Source organism: Streptomyces flavofungini, from assembly GCF_041028215.1.
GTDB classification, from domain to species: Bacteria; Actinomycetota; Actinomycetes; order Streptomycetales; family Streptomycetaceae; genus Streptomyces; species Streptomyces flavofungini_B.
Window position 1 is genome coordinate 1 of record NZ_JASKYR010001419.1, and the last position, 931, is coordinate 931.

The 931-nt window shown below is 77.9% G+C and carries 1 protein-coding gene and 3 pseudogenes; all 4 read left to right on the forward strand.

Annotated features, from left to right (window positions below):
* Positions 1–153: pseudogene (locus AB8Z36_RS41405) on the forward strand (SWIM zinc finger family protein); the annotation flags it as partial.
* Positions 122–274: pseudogene (locus tag AB8Z36_RS41410) on the forward strand (peptide chain release factor-like protein); the annotation flags it as partial. The pseudogenes AB8Z36_RS41405 and AB8Z36_RS41410, both read left to right, overlap by 32 nt.
* A 14-nt stretch (positions 275–288) precedes the next feature.
* On the forward strand, positions 289–456 hold the full coding sequence (locus tag AB8Z36_RS41415; RefSeq protein WP_369218486.1) for a hypothetical protein: 168 nt from the start codon (positions 289–291) through the stop codon (positions 454–456).
* A pseudogene (locus AB8Z36_RS41420) lies at positions 453–931 on the forward strand (S9 family peptidase); the annotation flags it as partial. The gene AB8Z36_RS41415 and the pseudogene AB8Z36_RS41420, both read left to right, overlap by 4 nt.

The window sequence follows — 931 nt, forward strand, 5'->3', positions numbered from 1 at the left end:
TACCCCGCCTGCTCGGCCGCGGCCGAGCAGGCGGGGTATGGCATGTGGGAGGAGACCGCGGCCCGCATGGTCGACGCCCAGGCGCCGGGGCTCGCCGCACTCGTGCGGGAGTTGGGGGCCATACSCKCCTCGGGCCCCGGCCGGCCMGTCCGTCAACACGACCGACTCCGCGGTGCGCATCACGCACCTCCCGACCGGCGTCGTCGCCTCCTGCCAGAACGACAAGAGCCAGCCCCAGAACAACGCGCCGGCGCTGCCCAKCCCGCGCTCCAGGCGCGGGTCGGCGCGGTGCTCGCCACGGCCTCCGGTGCCACCGCCGCTCTCGCCCCCGTCCTCGCCGGGCTCTTCGCCGACCGGGTGGACACCGCCGCCCCCGCCCTGGGCTGCGCCGCCCTGCTCACCCTGCTCGCCGTGCACACCACCCGGCGGGCCGCCCTCACGGAGGCCACCGCGTGAGCCGCTTCCAGGTCTACCGCGCCGCGCTGCCCGAGGTGTGCGCCACCGACCCGCACCGCATGGTGTTCACCGCCGACGCCGACGGCCGCTGCGAGGTCTTCACCTGGGACGCCGCGTCCCGCACCGCCCGCCGCGTCACCGATCGGCCCGGCGGCACCCTGCACGGCGCCATCGACGCCGACGCGCGGGTCTGGTGGTTCGCCGAGGACGCCAGGGGCATCGGCCACTGGCGCTTCCAGGACTTCACCGGCGGGCCCGACAGGACCGGCCTCACCGGCGTCCCCGACGGCACCGCCCGCGGCCTCGCCGTCACCGGCGGCGCCACCGCCGCCCTCGGCATCGGCCTCGCCGACGGCAGCACCACACTCCGCATCGGCCCGCGCGGCGGCCCCGGCCGCGAGGTGACGCGCGTCGACGGCACCGCCTCCCTCACCGGCCTCACCCCCTCCGGCGACCTGCTCGCCCTCACCCGCAC